We start from the raw sequence: 16,899 nt of genomic DNA, 5'->3' as shown, positions 1-16,899 counted from the left end.
AACGCCTCAGCGCACCGGGAAATAGGTGCCACCCAAGGAGCCGTTGGCACCGCAATTGGGCGTGCCAGCGCCGCTCTTATCACCGGCAGGCGGTACTTCCTCGGCCACCACGCCCGCCCCCTTGCGGCGCAGTTGCAGCGTCCAGCCGCCGGCGTCCTTTTCCTGGATCACCAGCGTATCGCCGCGCACCTCGCCCACGCCGAACGTGTTGCAGACCCAGCTGGCTTTGTAGGGGGCTGCCGCCGAGGCTTCGGCGACCAGACGACCGTCGGCCTGGCGGCTGACCTTGAGCTGGCCGCCAAAATTACCCCACTCGCCCTCGAAACCCTGGCGCGGCGTCAGTTCGAGCGACGCCAGGAATTTGTCGCGATCAGCAAGCCGTTGGGCGATCTCCGCCGCGCCGGTCTGATTGACCCACGGGTGTTCATAAGATTCATCGCGCACGCCCACGAACAACCATTGCTCGATGGACAGCGCCCGGGCGGTCTCGGCATCAAAGGCCTTGCGTGCATTGCCGTAGCGGTTGGCAATACTGACGTCCAGCGCGGCCAATCTGGAATCGGCGCAGATCGCTTTTTCGGCGCTGTGCTTGGCGCGGGCGCAATCGAAAGACGGCTTGGACGCCGCCCAGGCGCTATCGGGCAGGGCAACCATCATCACAACCGCAACACTTGCGGCACGCGCATAGCGCTTCATAGCGAAAGCTCCCGAGCAGGAAGACGCGGCCAACCTGGCCGGCCGCGTCCGATCCCGGGATTCTACCGCCGCATCCTGGCGGGCGGCGCCTCTGGCCGCCGGGGGTGTCCCCGGACGGCCAATGCGGTCAATTCGCTTGCGACTCAGCCAGCTGCTTGCGACGGAATTCGCCCTGGCGCACGTGCATCCAGCCCGGATATTCCGGCGGCAGCGCGCTGACCTTGTCCAGCTGGTCCAGTTCTTCGGCCGTCAGCTTGATGGCTGTGGCCGCCAGGTTGTCGTCCAACTGGTCGACGCGCCTGGCGCCGATGATGACGCTGGTGACCGAACGCTGGTGCAGCAGCCAGGCCAGCGCCACCTGTGCCACCGACACGCCGCGCGCATCCGCCACCTGGCGCAAGACGTCGATGCTGTCGAAGGCGCGGTCACGGTCGACCGGCGGGAAGTCGAACTGGGCGCGGCGGCTGCCGGCCTCGGCCTGGCCGTCGCGGCTGTACTTGCCGCTGAGCAGGCCGCCTGCCAGCGGGCTCCAGACCATCAGGCCCACGCCTTCGCTTTGCAGCAGCGGCACGATCTCGCGTTCCAGGTCGCGGCCGGCGATGGTGTAGTACGCCTGCAGCGATTCGAAGCGGGCCAGGCCCAGGCGTTCGGCGATGCCCAGCGCCTTCATGATCTGCCAGGCCGCCCAGTTGGACACGCCCACATAGCGCACGTGGCCGTGCTGCACCAGGTTGTCCAGCGCGCGCACGGTTTCCTCGACCGGCGTGGCCGGGTCGAAGCCGTGGATCTGGTACAGGTCGATGTGGTCCAGCTGCAGGCGCGACAGGCTTTTCTTGACGCTGTCCATGATGTGAAAGCGCGAATTGCCGCGGGCGTTGACCCCTGCGCCGGTCTGGCCGAACACCTTGGTCGCGATGACGACGTCGTCGCGCGCCACCTTCAGGTCGCGCAGCGCCTGGCCGGTGATGGTTTCAGAGCGTCCTTCCGAATACACGTCCGCCGTGTCGATGAAGTTCACGCCCGCTTCCAGCGCGCGCCCCACCAGGCGGTTGGCGTCTTCCTGTTGCAGGTCGCCGATCTTGCTCCACAGTTCGCCTTCGCCGCCGAAGGTCATGGTGCCCAGGCAAAGTTCCGAGACGAACAGGCCGGTGCTGCCGAATTTCTTGTACCGCATCATTGCACTCCTTCGTGGGCGCGGCGCGCCGCCGGTCCCGGAATGGGACGGCGAAGTCGCGTGGCCGGGGTGGAAACAGTATGCGTCGCCGAGCCCTTCGGATGGATGCTCGATCCTGCCCTTTTTTTGCCTGATTCTCTGGCGGTACAGCCCCCCCCGGGACATCCGCCCGATCCTCCGCATTCTTTGCCTAATCCTCCGCACGCAGCTGGCAGGCTGTCCCAAGATGGCCTCTCCGGGTCTACACTCGATAACGCCTGATTCTCCGGCCGCCTCGCGCTGCACGCGTGCGCGAGGCCGTCTTCCACGGAGCCGCCCGATGCCTCCCACCCCCGATCTGCCCATTGCCACCCCCACCGCCATCCTGGATGCCGCGTTCGAGCCTGCCCGGCGCGAATTGCTGTGCCTGCTGGAACGCATGACCGGGGCGCTGGAGGGTTCGCTCGATACCCCCATCGAAGGCCTGTACCTGCATCGCATCTCGCAGCCCACCGGCCCCAAGCCCGCCTTGCAGAAGGCCGCGCTGGCGGTGATTGCACAGGGGTCCAAGCGACTGTTGATCGGTGACGAATCCTACGAGTACGACCCCTTCCATTACCTGATTTCGTCGGTCGACCTGCCGGTGGTGGCCAAGGTATCCGTCGCCAGCCCGACCCTGCCCTACCTGGGCCTGCGGCTGGACCTGAATCCGGAAGAGATTTCCGAGCTGATCAGCGACGAGAACCTGCCGCCGCTGGTGCCGGCCGAAGCGTCGCGCGCGCTGTGCGTCAATCCGCTGGGCGGCACGCTGCTGGACGTGATGCTGCGGCTGCTGCGCCTGCTGGACCACCCGCGCGACATTCCGATCCTGGCGCCGATGGTCAAGCGCGAGTTGCTGTACCGCCTGCTGATGAACGGCCAGGGCGTAGTGCTGCGCCAGACCGTGCTGCAGGACAGCCAGCTGAACCGCGTGGCCAAGGCCATCCGCATCCTGCGCGACAACTATGCCCAGCCGCTGCGGGTCGAGGAAATCGCCCGCGACGTCCACATGAGCGTGTCGTCGCTGCACCATCATTTCAAGCAGGCCACGGCGATGAGCCCGCTGCAATACCAGAAACACCTGCGGCTGCAAGAAGCGCGCCGGCTGATGTTGACGGACGACGCCGGCGTGGCCCTGGCCGCGCACGCGGTGGGTTACGAAAGCTCGTCGCAATTCAGCCGCGAATACAGCCGCCTGTTCGGTACCCCGCCTTTGCGCGACAAGCAGCGCTGGAAGGACGAGGCGCTGGCGGCTGCCTGATTCTCTGCCCGGGAAGCGGCTCCCGTGAAATGTCGCCAAGCGGGCAAAAAAATAACTGACACCAGCCTGCATCCAAATGCGGCTCCCGCGGGTAGTACCTGCAACGGCGCGCATTCTGCCCGCCGTATCCGCCAGGGACACCCCCCAGGAGACCGCTCATGACGACTCGCCCCACCCCCGCCACCGGCCTGTTGGCCGCCGCCCTGCTGGCCGCCTGCGGCCTGATGCAAGCCGCCCCCGCCATGGCGTATTCGCAGGACGCGCTGCCCGCGCCCGTCCAGGTCCCCGCCGGCCACAAGGTCGCCTGGGAAACCGTCGGCGCCGGGGAAATCACCTATGAATGCCGCGCCAAGGCAGACGCCAAGGACCAGATGGAATGGGTCTTCGCCGGCCCGAAAGCCGTGCTGAAGGATCGCCAGGGCAAGCAGGTCGGCACTTACTACGGCCCGCCCGCCACCTGGGAAGCTGCCGACGGCTCGAAGCTGACCGGTACCCAGGTTGCCGTGGCGCCCGCCGGCACGGGCAACTTGCCCTACCAGCTGGTCAAGGCCAATCCCGCCATGGGAGCCGGCGCCCTGACCGGCGTCGCCTACATCCAGCGCACTGCGCTCAAGGGCGGCGTCGCCCCGCAAACGCCCTGCACCACGGCCGGCCAGCGCAGCCAGGTCTCGTACCAGGCCGACTACATCTTCTGGAAGGCGGACTGAAGGGACGGGCCAAGGCGACGTGCAACGGCACGGGTCACGGCGGCGGGAGTCCGGTAACATGCCTGCATTCGCCGCCGCCCGAGCCCAAGCCCACCGCCCCTGCCCCCTCGCGCATGCCGAACCGACCTGTTCCGGATTTCGATTACGAAGCGGCCCTCGCGCAGTGCGCCGCGGGGCGACGCTCGGCGCTGGAAGCCTTGTACCGCCATGAAGGCCCGCGGCTGCTGGGCGTGGCCCAGCGCATCGTGCGCGACCGCGCCCGGGCCGAAGACATCGTGCACGACGCCTTCGTCAATATCTGGAACCGGGCCGCCAGCTTCGACGCTGCGCGCGGTTCTGCCCGCGGCTGGCTCTACAGCGTGGCCCGCAACCTGGCGCTGAACGCCGTACGAGACGGCCGCCACGAAACCGCGGTGGACGACGACACCGCCGCCGCGCTGGACGCCCGCGATGCGATCGAGGCCTGGCACGACACGCGTGAAGCCTTCGACTGGCGCGACAGCGCCGGCCGCATCGGCCCCTGCCTGGAACAACTGGAACCCGTGCGCCGCAACTGCGTGCTGCATGCCTACGTCGAAGGCCTGTCGCACAGTGAAATCGCGCAGCGCCTGGGCGCCCCGCTGGGCACCGTCAAAGCCTGGATCAAGCGCAGCCTGAAAGCGCTGAAGGAATGCCTGGCATGAGCGCCCTGCCTGCCCCCCCCGAAGGCCTGGACGAACTGGCCGGCGAATACGTGCTGGGCACCTTGTCCGGCGCGCGCCGTCGCGACGTCGATGCCCGCCTGCCGCACGATGCCGCGCTGCGTGCCGCCGTCGACCGCTGGGAAGCGCGCCTGCTGCCGCTGGCCAACCTGGCCGCGCCGGTCGAACCGTCACCCGGCCTGTGGCCGCGTATCGAGAAGACACTGAACGGCCAGTCGACCGCCGCCCGGGCCGGCGCATCGTCGCACCCGGGATGGTGGGACAGCCTGTTCTTCTGGCGCGGAGTCGCCGCCAGTGGCCTGGCCGCCGCGGTGGTCCTGGCCGGCATCCTGGTCCTGCGGCCCGCGCAAACGCCCGGCCCGATGCAGTACATGGTGGTGCTGGTCGCCCCCCAATCGCAGACGCCAGGCTGGGTGGTGCAAGCCCAGGCGGGCGAACGCGAGGTGCAACTGGTGCCGATCGCGGCCATGCAGGTGCCGGCCGATCGCGCGCTGGAATTCTGGACCAAGGCTGACGGCTGGGCCGGTCCGGTGTCGCTGGGCCTGGTCAAACCAGGCGAACCGGTGCGAATCCCGCTGGACAAGCTGCCGCCGCTGGAACCCAACCAGTTGTTTGAATTGACGCTTGAACCGGCGACCGGCTCGCCCATCGGCAAGCCGACCGGCCCGATCCAGTTCATCGGCCGGGCCGTGAAGGTGATGTAGCCGCTACTTCTTGCGGAAGGGATAAGCCTGCTGCGATAAAAACGTACCCGGCATGTCGTTGTCCAGGATGCCGTAGTTTTCCGGCAGGCGGTTGCCAGCGCCGCGCACCGCGGTGCCGAACAGGTAATCGATGAACGACAGGTGGGCGGCGTAGTTCTTGTCGATGGCTTCCGTGTCGGACGAGTGATGCCAGTGGTGGAAGTCCGGCGTCACGATCACGTACCGCAGCCAGCCCCAGGGCAGCTTGACGTTGGAATGGATCAGCACCGCCTGGAAGCCCACGATGATGATGTAGGCGTCCAGCACCGGCTTGGAAAAGCCCAGCGCGAACAGCACGCCCAGCACCGCCACCCGCGTGATCAGCAATTCAACGATGTGCAGGCGCGAACCGGCCAGCCAGTCCAGGGTGCGGGTGCTGTGGTGCACCGCATGGATGCGCCACAGGAACGGGACCTCGTGATACGCCCGATGCGCGGCATACTGCACCAGGTCGGCCACCAGCACGGCCATGAACAATTCAGCCAGGTACGGCAGCGACTGGATGGCGTGCTGCAGCGGTTCGTAGGCCGCCCACGAGAACAGCCGGTGCACGAAAAAGTTGATGCACAACAGCACCGCCCCCACCGACAGGTGGTTGAACAGGAAGTGCTTCATGTCCACCTGCCATTCGCCGCGAAACACCGGCTGGCCGGGGTACAGCGGGAACAGCTTTTCGAAGATGATGAACACGGTGCTGGAAGCCAGCAGGTCCAGGATGAACCAGTCCAGGCCCAGGTAGGGATGGTGGCCCGTGTTGGTGGACGTCACCACCACCTGGCTGCCGCCGGCGGCGACCGCGCCGCACACCAGCACGAATGCCGCGATGTTCAGCCAGCGCTGGCGGCCAAACACGATGTTGGTCAGTGCAATGGTGCCCGACACCAGCAAGGCGCCGAACAACAGCGCGCGCATGGCTTCCACCGTATAGAAGGTGCGCAGCTCGGGCGTGGTCAGGTAGGCCGGGAAGTGAAACGCCAGCACACCGAGCACGGACAGGATCGCCAGGAACAGCGCGATCACGCCGGTAATCATGCCGGTCCCCGGATGAATGCGACCGTCTTGCTTGAACAGATCCAGGACTTGACGGTGGATGGGCGCGCGCTGATTCATTTCACTTTTATGGCAGACCACGGGGAAGCGAGTGTATGCCCCGGTCCCCGGTCGCTATGTAATCAAACGTGAGCAGATAAAACCAAGCAACTGCGAGGCCCGCCCAGGCTTGCGCCGCATCAAATTCGCCGCCTCGACTGCGGCCACCCGAGGTTGACTTTGACGGGCCATTGCGATGTCATGGACCTGACAGCTCATCACGGGCCGGCCCGCCGGCTCCCGCGCAGTCCCCCTCCAACCGGATCAAGCAAAGAGGCCGTCATGTTCCCTGAGTATCGCCAACTGATTACCCAACTGAAAGCCGAAAACGGACACTTCTCGGCCCTGTTCCAGCGCCACAACGACCTGGACCAGGAAATCAAGAACATGGAGGCCGGCATCGTGCCCGCCTCGGACACCAGCGTCGAAGTCCTGAAAAAGGAAAAGTTGCTGCTCAAAGACAAGCTGTATAACTTGCTGCGCGCGGCCGACCAGAACGGCGGCTAGCCGGCGCAGCCCGCCAGCATTCCCGAGGCGCCATCTGCGGCGCCTTTTTGTTGCCCGCTTGCTGACAAATAACTGAACGAATAGAATCACCCTGTCCGGCCGCTTTTGCCGGAGGCGTAAGCGAGGTGCTGCAAGGTGCATGACAGAGATTTCAAGCCAGGCGAGGCCGTGTCGCCCGTGACCGGCTGGGCCATGTTGCCGCTGGTCGAACACGACTCCCTGCTGTTCCGACTGGATTTCCTGCCCGACCCGACCCCATCGCCCACCGAACCCAGCGCCCGTGGCCGCGTCTATGCCATGACGTCCGAACAGCTGCAATTGCTGCTGGATTCGCTGCAGGCCCAGCTCGACAAGCTGCAACCCGGCCCCGCCGCCGCGCGCCACTGAGTCTTGGGCCGGGCGGGGCGCCAAGCGGGTCCGGCCCATTCGGATCAGCAGCGCTAAAGATAGATTAGTATCTTTAGATTCTCTAATCACGCCACACCCGCTAGTCTGTCGCCCTTGCTTGCAGGTACGACATGACTCACGCCTTTCTTCCCGGTTTTCTCCTCAGCCTCAGCCTGATCCTCGCCATCGGTGCGCAAAACGCCTTCGTCTTGCGCCAAGGCCTGCGCCAGGAACACGTCCTGGCCGTCTGCCTGGTATGCGCGGTATCGGATGCCCTGCTGATCGCGGCGGGCGTCGCGGGGTTCGGGCTGGCGTCCAACGCCCTGCCCTGGCTGGAGCCGGTGCTGCGTTATGGCGGCGCGTTGTTCCTGTTCGCCTACGCCGTTCGCAGCCTGCGGTCCGCCCTGCGCAACCACGGCAGCCTGACCCCGTCTTCGCGCCAGGCTGCCGGCCTGGGCGCCACGCTGGCCACCTGTCTGGCCTTTACCTGGCTGAACCCGCACGTCTACCTGGACACGGTCGTGCTGCTCGGATCGATCTCCAGCCAATATGAAGGACAGAAGACCGCCTTCGCGCTGGGCGCGATGACGGCCTCGTTCGTCTTCTTTTTCACGCTGGGGTTCGGCGCCCGGCTGCTGCGGCCGATATTCGCCAGCCAGACCGCGTGGCGGGTGCTCGATGCGCTGGTAGGCGCCGCCATGCTGGCGATTGCGCTGAAACTGGTCTGGCCGTAACGCGCCAAGGCAGCGATATCCGGCGGGCCCACGCCGGGGCTGCGCCCTTACTGGACCTGCGCGGCCTTCTTGGCGGCGGCCGGCACATTGCGGAAGGTGACGCCCAGCCGGTTGAAGGCGTTCATCAACCCGATCGCATAGGTCAGGTCCGCCAGTTCCTTGTCGTTGAATTCCGCGGCCGCCGCCTGGTAGTCGGCATCGGGCACGCCAGTTTCAGCGACCCGCGTCACGCATTCGGCCCAGGCCAGCGCGGCCTGCTCGCGCACGCTGAACACCGCCCCGCCTTCGCGCCACACCGGCACCAGCACCAGCTTGTCCACCGCCACGCCCTGCTTGAGCAAGTCGCGTGAATGCATGTCGATGCAATAGGCGCAGCCGTTGATCTGGGACACGCGCAGATAGACGAGGTTGACCAGCGCCTCCGGCAGGCCGCAGTGGCGCAGATACGCGTGCACGGCGCCGAAAGCCTTATAGCCCTCGGGCGAGGCCTGGGCGTAGTCGATGCGATTGCTCATGATGAGTCCTGATGATTGGATATCGAAGACGCCATGCTGCGCCCAACGGGGGATTTCCGGTAGATCCAAGAACCAGGTTGCGTGCTGGGCCATGATGGCCGCGCCGCTATCTGCCCGGCATCTGCGCGCCAACCCAGTCGGCAACCCGGTCCGCGATGTCGGCCGAGTTGTCGTCCATCATGAGCAAATGGGAATTGCCGAACACCCCGGTGGCCGGCAGGTCCAGCGTGTCCACCCGGCCGCCCGTGGTTCGAACGCGATCCAGCCACCGATCCGCCCCGGCGCGATAGCGGCGCCACAGGTCGCTGTGGCCAAAATGATCGCCCCAGACCACCAGGTGCGGCACGCCTGCCGCCTCGCGAGCCATGCAGGCGTCCAACGCCGGTGCGCCGGCCGGCTCGATCAACACGACCGCGGCAATCTCCCGCGGCATCAACGCCGCCAGCTGCGCAGCATGGCGCGCGCCTTCGCTATGAGCCACGATGATGCTGCGGCCAACCTGCCGCAGCAGTTCACCATAGGCGGCAAGGGTCCTGGCGCCATTGCACGTCCAGCGCGCCACGAATTGCTTGCCTAGCTGGTCAATCCCCGCCACCGGAAAGCGCAGGCCGGGATGCGCCGCCCGGTTCAGGTAACCGCCTGGCGGGCCGAACCGGAAGATGGACCAGGCCTGATCCACCGTGCGATGCTCCGGCGCCGTCGGGAAAATTTCCGGATACGGCGCCCAGGAGGCCCGGCCCCGCTCCACCGCGTCGCTGACGCAGGTATGAAAGCCGCGCCGCATGAAGTGGTCGTGCCACCCGGCACGCCCGTCCGGCGTTTCTTCCCAGGTGGCGCCCGTCATGCCCCCCCCATGCCAGAACAGCACGGGCAGCGAATAGGCCGCCCGTGCCAATTCGAAATGCTGTGCGTACAGCTGCCCGACCTGATAGCGCCCGTTGGGATCGGACTGCCGCGGCGGCTCGCCCGGCACGGTTTCGAGAGTCTTGGGCAGCAGGCCTTGCAGATCCAAAGCCTGCCCGCCGATGTGAAATCCGCGCACGCGACGCAAGGCAATCACGTCTTCCTGCATGATTGGCGTCGCCGCGACATTCCTAGACGACATAGCGAACCGCAATCAATGCCAGCGTGACCGTGATCGCGCCGCCGATGCGCGTGGAAATCTGTGCGAACGGCATCAGCGCCATGCGATTGGCGGCCGTCAGGATGGCGATATCGCCGGTGCCGCCCTGGCCGCTGTGGCAGGCATTCACCACGGCCACATCGATGGGATATATGCGCAGCCGCCGCGCCACTGCGAAACCGGTTGCGATCATCGACAACACTGTCGCGAACACCGTCACCAACGTGGGCAGATTGAAGGCGCTGACGAACTTGTCCCAGGGCGTCAACGCCACGCCCATGGCGAACAGCAAGGGGTACGTCACCACCTTGGACGTGAAGGCATACAGGTCCTTTCCGGCGCGCTCGATTTTCAGCGGGATCATCCGCAGCAGCTTCATCGCCACCACCAGGATCAGCATCGCGATCGGCGCGGGAAAATCAAATAGCTTCTGGCCCAGCGTGCCCACCAGATACAGGCCTACGACCGTCACCAGGCCACTACCGAGCGCCATCGGGTCGAACGCCGAGGGCGCCGGCGTACCATCTGCCTGCGTCGCCTGCAACGGATCGGCGCCCGGTTGCAGCTGCCCTTCACCCGTCAGATGGGGATAGCGCTTGCCCAGCATGTTCAACAACCCCGACAGGATCACCGCGGTAAAGCTGCCCAGCATGACGACAGGGATGATCTGGGCGAACAAGGCTTCCTGCGGCTGCGCCATCAACATCGAATAGCCTAGCGAGAGCGGGATTGCGCCTTCACCCAGGCCGCCGGCCATGAGGGGAATGACGATGAAGAACAAGCTGTGTATCCAGTCGAACCCCATGGCCATGCCGACCCCGGCACCGACGATGCCCGCCACCACCGAGCCCGCCACCAGGGGCACGAAAATCTTCAGGAATCCGGCCACCAACACCTCGCGCGGCATGCTCATGATGCTGCCGACGATGATGATGGCGATATACAGGTACAGGAAGTTGGACACTTTGGTGAAGGTCTGCACCGACTCGACCACCTGCGGCGGAATCACGCCATAGAACGTCAGCGCGGAAGGCACCACGAACGCCATGATGGCGGCTGCGCCCGTCACCGAAATCAGGCGCACGCGCTTGCCCAGTTCCATGAAGACAAAACCGCCCACGGCCAGCACCCCGATCGACATCGACAGATCGGAAGGAACTTTGCCCTTCCAGGTCATGACGCCGATCACCAGCAGCAGCGCCACGAAGACAGGCAGCGGTACGACGCCGATCTGCACATCCATCAGTTTCAACCATACCCGCAGCCAGCCGGGATTGGCCGCCGCCCGCCCGACTTGCGCCGCCCCAGGCGGCGTCGCCATGTGTTCCGCTTGTCTCATCCTGCTTCCTTGTCGTTGTGCGTGGAAGCGGCGAATGTAGCCATGCCATCTATAAATGTAAAATATGCCAAATTTATTCTTCCATATAAATAATCAATGGATGAGACCGACAAGCTTGCGTTGACCCTGCACCACCTGAACGCGCTGGTCGCCATCAGCGAAGCCCGCAGCATGACCGCCGCCGCGCAGAAACTGGGCATGGCCCAACCGGCGCTCAGCATCTCGATCGCCAAGCTGGAAACGCGCCTGGGCACGGCGCTGCTGCACCGCGAACCGCGCGGCGTGCGGCTCACGCATGCGGGTGAATTACTGTTGGCGCGCGCCTACGACATCCTTGCGCTGACGCAGGCCAGCCTGCGCGAGCTAAATGCCCTGCGACAGGAACCGCAAGGCGAGGTCGCCATCGGCCTGCCGTCGTCGACGGCGGCGGTCGCGGCCTTGCCCATCATCGAAAGGCTGTCCAGCACCTATCCCAAGATCAAGCTGCGCGTGGTGGAGGCCTTTTCCGGTTACCTGTGGAAATGGCTGCAGAACAACGACATCGACATGGCCGTGGTATTCGACCGCACGGCCACCATCGATCTGCACTGCCTGCCCCTCGCCCAGGAAACCATGCACCTGGTCAGCCGCCGAAACACGCGTGCACGCCATAGCCCCGTGGCAATGGCCGACCTGGGAGACTATGCCCTGGCCATGCCGTCGCGCGCCAATGGCTTTCGCAAGGCCCTGGAAGCCCATGCCGACAAGCATGGCGCCGCCTTGAACGTGGCGCTGGAAATCGATGCCGGGCATCAATTGGTCAAACTGGTCGCCAGCGGCCGCTACCACAGCGTGCTGGCGCCCTGCGCGGTCAAGGATGAAATCGAGGCCCGGCTCGTGGATGCACGTCCGATCCATCCGCCGCTGGCCCGCACCGTTTGCCTGGCGCACCGTAAACTGGGCAAGATGTCCAGCCCGGTCGATCTGGTCGCCGATGAAGTCGCGGCGCAATGCCGCAGCCTGATCGAATCAGGCATCTGGCAAGCCACGCTGATCTGACACAACAGGAGACGCCTTGCTATCACGCGCCGCTATCATGAAGCCTTTGCTCGGGCTCGCCCTCTTCGTCTTCGCCTGGCCGGCCCATGCCGGCTGCCCGCCGCCGGCACAATGGGCCCGTACGTTCCAACAGACCCACGCCGATTTCCACTGGAACCCGCAGCGGCACGACCCGTCGCGGTACACCCCCGGTTTCGACGCCGCGCTGCGCCAGGAATGGGCCTACGCCAAGGGCGAAGTCGGGCACCTGGACTATGACCCCTGGCTGGGTGCGCAAGATGGCGAGATGGCCGCCGCGCCCGTCTTCGATGTTGAGCCGGCGCCTGACGGCACGGCGATCATCGCCATGCGCTATCCGTTCGCGCTGGAACCGGGCGGGCCACAGGTCCCACAGACAGTGCATCTGATTCTCAAGCGGCAAGCGCCGCAATGCTGGCGGCTGGATGACTTCATCACGCCGCTAGGCGAATCTCTGCGGCGGATCTACCTGACCCCACCGTGACGCGCTTGCGCGCCCCCGGGCAGTCATGGCGCCACCGTCGCTTGCTCGCGGCGTTCCGCCCCGAAATCGTCCATGTATGAATACGTCAGGGTCATGGGGGCAACCTGTGAAGGCCTCACGCCACGCCATTCAAAAGCCGTCTGCGCCCCTGGAGGCACCAAGCCGTCACCGATACGCACCTCGCCCCCCGCCACATCAAGGCTGACCCGCGATAGCGACACGTAAAAGGCCGATGCGTTGCGCGCCAACAGCCGATACCCGCCCTTGCCCTCGCCCGGTTCAAGCCGCCAGGTCAACGATGCACCCGCCGTTGCCGCATCGCCCGGCAGATTGCGCGGCCGATAGAACAGTTTCATCCGGCTGCGCACCGCCAGCTGCAGCAGGTTTCGGCCGCCGTCGGCAGAAGCCTCGGGTTGCGGCGGCACTTCCAGCACATTGAGCCAGAACAGCGACTCGCGATCCGCCGGCAGCGGCTCGCCGGTGTAGGCCAGACGCAATCGCTGTCCTTTGCCGCCGTCCAGCCGGAACATGGGGGGTGTCAGGCTGAACGGCGCCGTCGCCTGGGCCGGCGCCGCGTCGGACGCGCCGTCATCCACCCACGCCTGCACCAGTGAGGGCGTCGCCTTTGCCAGGTTGCGCAAACCGATACTGATGTCGCGATCGTTGGCGGAGTAGACAAAGCGGGTACCTTCAATCTGGATTTCGGCACGAGCGGGCGGCGGCAGCCATAGCGCCATGGCAGCGCAAGCCAGCAAGAACTGCCGGCATGGGGCAGTCCAGGCCGATCTCGGGCGGGCGGACCGCGCCATGGCCGCCCGCCTGTTCGTGACACCACTGGACCTCATGACTGCCCCGCCTCGGCCGCGCCGGCAGCCTTGCCGCCTTCGTGCAACGGCGCCGCGCCAGCCGATGGGGTGCAAATGCCCGACAGCTTCAGGATGGGCGCGGACAGCGACGCCTTCTCGGGCTTGGGCGGCAGGTCGTAGGCGATATCGCATTGCTGCGTCGGCAGCGTGCCCCACCGGACCGTCAGGCGCCCATGATCCTCAAGACCGCGCGCATAGATGCGGCTTTGCTGCCCGACCAGGCCGACATTGGCGCCCGTGGCATCGAACACGTCGGCGCCAAACGGCAGCGCCTCGCCGCCCGGCCTGGATGCCTCGATCAACGCCGACCGCCCCACGGTCGTCTCGAAGTTCAACATGACAACGGCCCCCGCGCGCGGCGCGACCTTCTGCGATGTGGACTTCAGTTCCACATCCAGCGACGTGCCCTTGGGGTCGAGGTCAATCGTATTCATCGAGTAGGGCGTCATGTAGGGCACCACCGCGTAGCCCCGGCTATCGATCTTGACGCCCACGGCGCCACCCACCTGCGCCCCTTCCGCCCCCGCTGCATGCACGATTGCCACGGTTTCGCCCAGCGTCTGGGCGGCGGTGATTCCGCCCGGATGCGCCACCAACGCGCCGCTGGCCCCAAACGACGCCTGGCGGTAGGCCGGTCCTTGCGCATAGCCCGCATTCAGGATGCCCTGGCTGGCCCGATATTGGCCATTCAGGTTCAAGGTATTGCCACTGTCGCCATGCCCGACGCCCACGTTGTAGTTGACCTGTTGCGCGTCACCCGCGGCACCGGTGAGCAACATCTGCGACTGCATCTGGCCGCCGCTGCGACCGATATTGCTGCTCAGGTTCATGGGGCTTTCCGCCCGGCCCAATGGGATCGACAGGGTGAGGTAGTACTGCCGGTCTTCGCGCCCGACCAGGTCGCGTGAACGTCCTGCCGAAACGCTGTAGGACAATCTGCCTATTGAATTGCTGTAGCCCAGCTGATACTGCGTCGTGCGCCCGGGCTGGTTCCAATACTGCATGGTCGAACCGGTCAAGTACATGGCGCCCCAGCCTTCGCTGAACTGCTGGTTGAACGACACGTCCAGGCGATTACGCTGGCGCCATAGTCCATCGGCACCTCGTTCATCGCGCGCCATGTCCGCCAGAGTCAGCGCATCGCGCAGGCCCAGATAGCCCCGGGTCGAATAGCGATATGCCGCCAGCGAGAAACTCGTTCCCGTTTCGGCAAGCAGTTTGCTGTAGCTAAGACGCAAGCTCTGCCCGGTCTGCTCCGGCAGGCCGTCGATGCGCGCGTTGGCGTGAGTCACGTCCAGGCCGAACGCGCCCAGGCTGGTGTTGAGCGCAACGCCGGGCGTCAACGCGTAGTAGTCGTCGGCATACAACACACCACCGTAGGCCGTCAGAAGATTATTCAAGCCGTGTTGCACCACGCCCTGGACGACCATCGGCTTGGTATGCAGGCTGGTATCCCGCACTTTCCCGGCGGTCAGACTGTAGCGCGTCACGCCGGGCCGCAACGACAACGGCACCGCGGCGTAGGCCACGGTGAAACGCCGCACCCGGCCATCCGCTTCTGTCACATTCACTTCCAGGTCGCCGCCGTACCCCGTGGGATAGAGATCGTTGATCTCGAACGGCCCGGGCGCCACGGTGGTCTGGTAGATCACGTAGCCGTTCTGCTTGATCTCGACCTTGGCATTGCTTTCCGCAACGCCACGGACGACGGGCGCGTAGCCCCGCTGTGAATCCGGCAACATCCGGTCATCCGAAGCAATCTGCACCCCACGGAACGACACGCTGTCAAAGACTTGCCCCGAGGTGCTGGCATCGCCGACGGTCAACATGCTGCGTAGCGCGGGCACCGCCCGATTGGCGTAATTGGCGATGTTCTGCCACTCCTGCGTCGAACCATAGGCGCTGTGGCGCCAGTTCAACGCCGACCGGTGCCGCAAGGTCCAGTTGCCCAGGCTCAGCCCCGCGGTCAAGCCGGCATAGGCCTGGTCGCTGGTCGCGCCCTGTGAACGACTGGAGTAGAAATTGGTGGTGTAGTTCAAGATGCCGGACGTCACGCCGCTATCCCAGAGTTCTGGCGGCACATAGCCGCGGGCGCTACGCCGCAAATAGATCTGCGCAATACCGATCGACAGTTCCTGGGTGGACATGTCGAATACCGCGGACGCCCCGGGCACCATCACGTCCAGCGGTTCGCACGCGCCCTGCGCGGGCGGTTTGACACCGCCATGTTCCAGGTTGACGTTCATCAGCACCAGCAAGCGGGAAGAAAAGCAAGGCTGTGCGCTGCGGCCCGCGCCACCGCCCACGAAAGACACGCTTTCGCGCGCAATCCAGCGGCCATTGAGCAGCAGGTCCACAGAATAGGTACCGGGTTCCGTCACGTTACCGCGTTCAAATCGCGTCAGATCCACGCTGTGCGCGCCCCCTGGCAACAAGGCCGGATTGAACATGACCGGTGCCGGACCGCCTGCCGCAGGACCGCCTGCCGCAGGATCGCCTGCCGCAGGACCGCCTGCCGCAGGATCGCCTGCCGCAGCACCCTCGGCGGGCAACGCTTGCGCGCCATGCCAGCACAGACTGCCCAGAACCACGACCAGGTATTTACGCAACGGGTACACCGTACCTATCCCGCGTACGGAACGCGCTTTCAACATGGTCACTCCCTTCACGGACGCACATCGCCGACGTAGGGACTGAAGCCGCCGAAGTCGTTGATGACCTCGAACTTGACCTTTGCCGCACCGGAAAGCGTCGAACGCGAGGCGTTGAGGGGAAAATCATGCGACTCGCCTGGCGCCACCATGACCGCTTCCGCCACAACCGGCAGCGGCTTGCCGTTGACCTGCAACGACACCCCAGCAAACGACACGTGATAGGCCGAGGGGTTCCGAACACGCAATACCTGCGCGTTCGCGTTGGACACCAGATTCCAGCTCAACAGAGCAGGCGCGTCCTCGACCTGGCCCGGCAGACCCGTCGGCCGGTAGAACAATTTGATGCGCGTGCGCAAGGCAAGCTGCATGACATTCTTGCCCTCGAGCGCCTCCTGCGACACAGGGGGCACTTCGTGCACGTTCAACCAGAACACCGACTCGCGATCCGTCGGCAGCGTCGCCGAGGTCAACGAGATGCGCAGCGCCTGCCCCTTGTCCGGGTCCATACGGAACAGGGGCGGGGTGATGGTGAAGGGCACTTGCGCCTCTTCCGGCCGCTCCCGGGCGTTGCCGGCGTCTATCCATGCGCTGACCAGTACCGGCTGTTTGCCCTTGTTGGACAATTGCACGGTCACCTCGCGAGCATCCGCCGTGTAGATAACACGGGTATTAGTAATCACCACACTCGCAGCGGCCGGCGCCACGATGCAAAAAAGCAGGACGTACGCGAGCACGCCCCGGAGAACACTTTTCATTGTTCGCCCCGAAGTCAATCTATGGTCTGGAAGACGCGGCCCGCGCGCAGGCCGGGCCGCGCAACCGGGTACGCCGCGGACGTACCCGGA

19 protein-coding genes are annotated in these 16,899 nt (G+C 65.5%); 9 read left to right on the top strand and 10 right to left on the bottom strand.

The window, feature by feature from the left end; all coding sequences use genetic code 11:
- Nucleotides 1-6 precede the first annotated feature (6 nt).
- Nucleotides 7-696 (bottom strand): lysozyme inhibitor LprI family protein, encoded by a 690-nt coding sequence (locus tag AC3WMR_RS17615; protein WP_492281579.1) that lies wholly within the window; start codon nucleotides 694-696, stop codon nucleotides 7-9.
- 127 nt (nucleotides 697-823) lie between these two features.
- Nucleotides 824-1,870 (bottom strand): aldo/keto reductase, encoded by a 1,047-nt coding sequence (locus AC3WMR_RS17610; protein ID WP_492263987.1) that lies wholly within the window; start codon nucleotides 1,868-1,870, stop codon nucleotides 824-826.
- A gap of 319 nt (nucleotides 1,871-2,189) precedes the next feature.
- Here AC3WMR_RS17610 and AC3WMR_RS17605 point away from each other — a divergent pair, with 319 nt between their 5' ends.
- The 4 genes from AC3WMR_RS17605 to AC3WMR_RS17590 all read left to right on the top strand — a co-directional run bounded on the left by AC3WMR_RS17605 (nucleotide 2,190) and on the right by AC3WMR_RS17590 (nucleotide 5,261).
- A complete protein-coding gene (locus tag AC3WMR_RS17605) occupies nucleotides 2,190-3,149 on the top strand; it encodes an AraC family transcriptional regulator (protein WP_492263988.1) in 960 nt (319 codons plus the stop codon).
- Nucleotides 3,150-3,307: 158 nt separating this feature from the next.
- Nucleotides 3,308-3,856, top strand: a complete 549-nt coding sequence (locus tag AC3WMR_RS17600; RefSeq protein ID WP_025139524.1) for a DUF3455 domain-containing protein — start codon at nucleotides 3,308-3,310, stop codon at nucleotides 3,854-3,856.
- A gap of 113 nt (nucleotides 3,857-3,969) precedes the next feature.
- Nucleotides 3,970-4,539: a sigma-70 family RNA polymerase sigma factor gene (locus AC3WMR_RS17595; RefSeq protein ID WP_492263989.1), complete on the top strand. Its 570-nt coding sequence runs from the start codon at nucleotides 3,970-3,972 to the stop codon at nucleotides 4,537-4,539.
- Nucleotides 4,536-5,261 (top strand): anti-sigma factor, encoded by a 726-nt coding sequence (locus AC3WMR_RS17590; RefSeq protein WP_492263990.1) that lies wholly within the window; start codon nucleotides 4,536-4,538, stop codon nucleotides 5,259-5,261. The genes AC3WMR_RS17595 and AC3WMR_RS17590 overlap by 4 nt, the downstream gene beginning before the upstream one ends.
- A gap of 3 nt (nucleotides 5,262-5,264) precedes the next feature.
- Here AC3WMR_RS17590 and AC3WMR_RS17585 read toward each other — a convergent pair whose 3' ends face one another.
- A complete protein-coding gene (locus AC3WMR_RS17585) occupies nucleotides 5,265-6,410 on the bottom strand; it encodes a sterol desaturase family protein (protein WP_492263991.1) in 1,146 nt (381 codons plus the stop codon).
- A 261-nt stretch (nucleotides 6,411-6,671) separates the two neighbouring features.
- Between AC3WMR_RS17585 and AC3WMR_RS17580 the strand changes: the two genes are divergently transcribed.
- The 3 genes from AC3WMR_RS17580 (at nucleotide 6,672) to AC3WMR_RS17570 (ending at nucleotide 8,017) form a co-directional block, all read left to right on the top strand.
- Nucleotides 6,672-6,896, top strand: coding sequence for an HP1242/YdcH family protein (locus AC3WMR_RS17580; RefSeq protein WP_025139528.1), 225 nt, complete (start codon nucleotides 6,672-6,674; stop codon nucleotides 6,894-6,896).
- 135 nt (nucleotides 6,897-7,031) lie between these two features.
- Entirely contained in the window at nucleotides 7,032-7,283 is a 252-nt protein-coding gene (locus AC3WMR_RS17575) for a hypothetical protein (RefSeq protein ID WP_492263992.1), read from the top strand.
- 131 nt (nucleotides 7,284-7,414) lie between these two features.
- Nucleotides 7,415-8,017 (top strand): LysE/ArgO family amino acid transporter, encoded by a 603-nt coding sequence (locus AC3WMR_RS17570; RefSeq protein WP_492263993.1) that lies wholly within the window; start codon nucleotides 7,415-7,417, stop codon nucleotides 8,015-8,017.
- A gap of 47 nt (nucleotides 8,018-8,064) precedes the next feature.
- Here the strand turns inward: AC3WMR_RS17570 and AC3WMR_RS17565 are convergent, their stop codons facing one another.
- From AC3WMR_RS17565 to AC3WMR_RS17555, 3 genes are all read right to left on the bottom strand, one after another.
- On the bottom strand, nucleotides 8,065-8,532 hold the full coding sequence (locus tag AC3WMR_RS17565) for a carboxymuconolactone decarboxylase family protein (protein WP_492263994.1): 468 nt from the start codon (nucleotides 8,530-8,532) through the stop codon (nucleotides 8,065-8,067).
- 106 nt (nucleotides 8,533-8,638) lie between these two features.
- Complete coding sequence (locus AC3WMR_RS17560) at nucleotides 8,639-9,604, bottom strand: alpha/beta hydrolase family protein (RefSeq protein WP_492281578.1); 966 nt, start codon at nucleotides 9,602-9,604, stop codon at nucleotides 8,639-8,641.
- Between the two features lie 22 nt (nucleotides 9,605-9,626).
- On the bottom strand, nucleotides 9,627-10,994 hold the full coding sequence (locus tag AC3WMR_RS17555; RefSeq protein WP_492263996.1) for a 2-hydroxycarboxylate transporter family protein: 1,368 nt from the start codon (nucleotides 10,992-10,994) through the stop codon (nucleotides 9,627-9,629).
- A 96-nt stretch (nucleotides 10,995-11,090) separates the two neighbouring features.
- Between AC3WMR_RS17555 and AC3WMR_RS17550 the strand changes: the two genes are divergently transcribed.
- Nucleotides 11,091-12,032: a LysR family transcriptional regulator gene (locus AC3WMR_RS17550; protein WP_492263997.1), complete on the top strand. Its 942-nt coding sequence runs from the start codon at nucleotides 11,091-11,093 to the stop codon at nucleotides 12,030-12,032.
- Between the two features lie 37 nt (nucleotides 12,033-12,069).
- Nucleotides 12,070-12,534 (top strand): YqhG/Tai3 family protein, encoded by a 465-nt coding sequence (locus AC3WMR_RS17545; RefSeq protein ID WP_492263998.1) that lies wholly within the window; start codon nucleotides 12,070-12,072, stop codon nucleotides 12,532-12,534.
- 23 nt (nucleotides 12,535-12,557) lie between these two features.
- Here AC3WMR_RS17545 and AC3WMR_RS17540 read toward each other — a convergent pair whose 3' ends face one another.
- The 4 genes from AC3WMR_RS17540 to AC3WMR_RS17525 form a co-directional block, all read right to left on the bottom strand.
- Nucleotides 12,558-13,271: a fimbrial biogenesis chaperone gene (locus tag AC3WMR_RS17540; protein ID WP_492263999.1), complete on the bottom strand. Its 714-nt coding sequence runs from the start codon at nucleotides 13,269-13,271 to the stop codon at nucleotides 12,558-12,560.
- Between the two features lie 104 nt (nucleotides 13,272-13,375).
- Nucleotides 13,376-15,850 (bottom strand): fimbria/pilus outer membrane usher protein, encoded by a 2,475-nt coding sequence (locus tag AC3WMR_RS17535; RefSeq protein WP_492264000.1) that lies wholly within the window; start codon nucleotides 15,848-15,850, stop codon nucleotides 13,376-13,378.
- Entirely contained in the window at nucleotides 15,802-15,966 is a 165-nt protein-coding gene (locus AC3WMR_RS17530; protein WP_492264001.1) for a pentapeptide repeat-containing protein, read from the bottom strand. Before AC3WMR_RS17530 ends, AC3WMR_RS17535 begins: the two co-directional genes overlap by 49 nt.
- A gap of 99 nt (nucleotides 15,967-16,065) precedes the next feature.
- Complete coding sequence (locus AC3WMR_RS17525) at nucleotides 16,066-16,809, bottom strand: fimbrial biogenesis chaperone (protein ID WP_492264002.1); 744 nt, start codon at nucleotides 16,807-16,809, stop codon at nucleotides 16,066-16,068.
- Nucleotides 16,810-16,899 lie beyond the last annotated feature (90 nt).

It is taken from the genome of Achromobacter sp. FW305-C-28 (assembly GCF_058783235.1).
The sequence above is the reverse complement of the archived record's forward strand: the minus strand, read 5'-3'. Positions and strand labels throughout refer to the sequence as shown.